This is a genomic window from Micromonospora maritima (assembly GCF_902825405.1).
Taxonomy (GTDB): Bacteria; Actinomycetota; Actinomycetes; order Mycobacteriales; family Micromonosporaceae; genus Micromonospora; species Micromonospora maritima.
The window spans coordinates 1-3,595 of record NZ_CADEAU010000515.1; the positions used below are offsets into that span (position 1 = coordinate 1).

3 protein-coding genes are annotated in these 3,595 nt (G+C 73.6%); all 3 read right to left on the minus strand.

Annotation, left to right across the window (positions count from 1 at the left end):
• Positions 1-333, minus strand: a 333-nt coding sequence (locus HUW36_RS28165; protein WP_174530899.1) for a rhodanese-like domain-containing protein, incomplete at its 3' end; no start/stop codon positions are given.
• Positions 334-405: 72 nt separating this feature from the next.
• The gene (locus tag HUW36_RS28170; RefSeq protein ID WP_174530900.1) at positions 406-1,806 is read right to left on the minus strand and encodes an MBL fold metallo-hydrolase; all 1,401 of its coding nucleotides are present in this window, start codon (positions 1,804-1,806) and stop codon (positions 406-408) included.
• 144 nt (positions 1,807-1,950) lie between these two features.
• Positions 1,951-2,220, minus strand: a complete 270-nt coding sequence (locus HUW36_RS28175) for a metal-sensitive transcriptional regulator (protein ID WP_174530901.1) — start codon at positions 2,218-2,220, stop codon at positions 1,951-1,953.
• Positions 2,221-3,595 lie beyond the last annotated feature (1,375 nt).

Below are 3,595 nucleotides of genomic sequence, written 5' to 3' on the forward strand. Positions count from 1 at the left end.
GCCCTGGACGACCGGGGCGTTGGTGGCCTGCCAGGCCAGCATGCCGCCGTCGAGCACCCTGACGTTGGGCAGGCCGACGGTGCCGAGCGCCTGACCGGCCTGGCCGGCCCGGACGCCGGAGCGGCAGATCAGCACCACGTCCTCGTCCAGGTGGCTGCGCAGTTCCTCGCGGTGCTCCTTGAGCAGGTCCAGCGGAACGTTGTAGGCGCCGGGCACGTGCGCGGCCTCGAACTCGCCGGGGGTGCGGACGTCGATCAGCCGGGGCGCGCGTCCGGCGGCGATCAGCTCGCGCAGGGTGGCCGCGTCGACGGTCGAGGGGGTCGTGGTGGTCATGCTCTTCTCCTTCATGGGCAGGGGTCGTCGCCGGCCGACGCGTACGCGCCGGCCGGACGTGGGTGGGGAGGGTCAGGCGGTGGGCGCCATCCGGACGCCGGCGGCCTCGGCCCGGCCGAACATGTCGTCGATCAGCACGACGTCGCGGCCGGCGTTGGCCAGCAGGGACGCGGCGGCGGTGGCCCGGTAGCCGGAGCCGCAGTGCACCCAGACGGTTCCGGCGGGCACGTCGGCGAGTCGCCCGGGCAGGTCCGGCAGCGGGACGTGCACCGCCCCGTCGACGTGCCCGGCCTTCCACTCGTTGGTCATCCGCACGTCGAGGACCACCTGCGGGGCGGGCAGCCCGGCCGGGGTGCTCCCGGCCTGCGCGGCGGCCAGGGCGTCGAAGTCGGCCACGGTCAACTCGCGCAGCTCCGCCCGATCGGTGGCCCACTGCTCGGGCTCGCCGGTGGCCTGGGCGGCCGGCCGGTCGATGCCGATGCGGACCAGTTCCCGCTGGGCGTCGGCGACCTGGTCCGGCGTCTCGGCCAGGAGCGTGATCGGTACGCCCCAGTCGATCAGCCAGCCGAGCCAGGTCGACATCGGCCCGTCCAGTCCGAGGCTGACGGTGCCGGCGAGGTGCGAGGACGCGTACGCCTTGCGGTGTCGCAGGTCGACCACCCACTCGCCGGCGGCGATCCGGCGGCGCAGCTCGTCGCCGTCGGCGCGGGCGACCGGGGTGAGGTCGACGGGTGCCGGCCCGGCGGCGTTGGCCACGCCCATGTGGGCGTAGTACGCCGGGTAGGCGTCGAGCCCGGCGAGCGTCTCGGTGACGAACCGGTCGGCGGCCAGCCGCAGCACCGGGTTGGCCTCCTTCTCCCGACCGATGGTCGACTCCGGCGCGTCGGCCTGGCTGGCCGAGCAGAAGCTGCCGAAGCCGTGCGTCGGCCACACCTGCGCGCCGTCGGGCAGCAGGTCGGCCAGCTTGCGGGCGGAGGCGTGCTGGTGGTGCGCCAGTTCGTGGGCGTGCTGCTGACCGAGCAGGTCGGTGCGGCCGGTGGTGCCGAACAGCAGCGACCCGCCGGTGAACACGCCGACCGGGGTCCAGCCGCCGTCGCCCGCCTCGTCCAGCACGTACGAGAGGTGGTGGAACGTGTGGCCGGGCGTGCCGACCACCCGCAGTCGCAGGGCGTCCGACACCGGCACGGTGTGGCCGTCGGCCACCGGCATCCGGTCGAAGCCGACCTCGTCCGCGGCGGCCACCAGGTAGTGGGCGCCGGTGATCCGGGCCAGCTCCAGACCGCCGGAGACGTAGTCGTTGTGGATGTGGGTCTCCACCACATGGGTGATCCGCACCCCCTTGGCGCCGGCCAGGTGCAGGACGCGGTCGATGTCCCGCTGCGGGTCGACCACGATCGCCACCCGGCCGTCGGAGGCCAGGTAGCTGCGGTCGCCGAGCGAGGACGTGGCGATGACGGACACTTCGACGGTCACGAGCCGTTCTCCTCTCATCGTCGCCCATACCCCCGGGGGTATGTGCGGGGCAGACTCCGGCCCGGGTCTCCGGGCACGGGGTTACCCGCCCGGGTCGCGATCACGCGGCCCGGAGTGGGGCGTCCTTCGGTGTTTCCTTCGGTGTCAGGCCAGGGCGAGGAAGAGCTTCTCCAGCTCCTCCTCGGTCATCTCCGGCTCCTCGCCCTCCCGGCGGGCGGTGCCGCAGTGCCGCATGCCGGAGGCGATGATCTTGAAGCCGGCCCGGTCGATCGCCTTGGACACCGCGGCGAGCTGGGTCAGCGCCGCCCGGCAGTCCTCACCGTTCTCCATCATCTCGATCACGGCGTTGAGCTGCCCCCGGGCCCGCTTCAGTCGGGTCAGCGCGTCGCCGGTCATCTCGGGTCGAAGCTTCACGTCCCACCTCCTGCACCCAACATACCCCGGGGGGTACCCGACGTGCCACCCACCGCGTCCCACCTGTCGCCCGCCTCCCGCGTCCGCTCCCGCGCTGCGTCGATCTTGGCGTTGTGGTTCCTGTTTTGCGGTGATTTGTCCGGCTCATCGGGTGCCACCACTCGAAGATCGACGGAACGGCCGCGGCGAGGTTGCGGCGTCGGGGCTGCGCGTGGACGGCGCGGGCGGCGGAACGAGGTTTCGCCGGGCGAGACCCACCCCGTCGGCCACCCAGCCCACCGTCCGGGCTCGCCCTCGGCGCGGTCCAGGTCCGCCGCACTCCAGTGGCTGGGTCCGGGTGGGCGCGTGCCGCCACTTCGGGGAGATGGTGCCGGGTGCCGGGATCGGGCTGGTCGGGGTGCCCTCCGTTGGCCTTTCGCGAGTCGATCGACACCACTTCGGCGGAGTGGCTGGGTCCAACAGGGTCTGATGACGCCACTTCGGCGATGGTGCGAGTGGGCGAAGGCACGGGAGTGTCATGTGGGGGGAGAGGAGTGGGCAGACGTGGTCGGACTGGCGGCGTGAGTTCCGTGGAGTGATCGCCACCATCTCGGGGAGGTGGTGGGGTCCGGGCGGGCCCGATGCCGCCACTTCGGCGAGGTTGCGCCGGCCAGTCGGCCAGCCGGCCAGCCGGGCCAGTCGGGCCAAGTCCGACCGGTTGGGCGGCGCACGGCGGCTCGGGGACACGGAGGGTCCCCGGGGGATCGACGGAGCGCTTATCCTGTGCGCCGACGGTCCCGGCGGAGGGGAAGCGATGACGTCGCGGCAGGACCAGCTGCACTCGTACCAGTTCGCCGTCCAACGGGCGGTCGCCGCGCTGGTCATGCGCGAGACCGACCCGGCGCGGTCCCCGTTCCGCCGGCTGGCCGGCGCCGGCCTGGCCAGCGTGCTGGTCGCGGCGATCGCGCTCGGCGGCGTGGCGCTCTACGGCCTGTTCACCGGTGGGGGCACCGCCTGGCGGGACACCGCGGCGGTGATCGTCGAGAAGGAGTCCGGGGCCCGCTTCGTCTACCGGGAGGAGAAGCTGCACCCGGTCCTCAACTACGCCTCGGCCCTGCTGATCATCGGGGCGGAACGGCCGACGACGGTGCTGGTCACCCGCCGGGCGATCGAGGGGGTGCCGCGTGGCCTGCCGCTCGGCATCGCCGACGCCCCGGACTCGTTGCCCGCCGCCGGCCGGCTGGCCCGCGACGGGTGGACGCTCTGCTCGTCGGTGGCGGTCGAGGCGGGGCGCGCCGAGGCCCGTTCGACGCTGCTGATCGGGCGGGACGCGCCCGGCGGGCGGCCGCTCGGCGACCAGAGATCGGAAGAGCGTCGTGTAGGGAAAGAGTGTTCA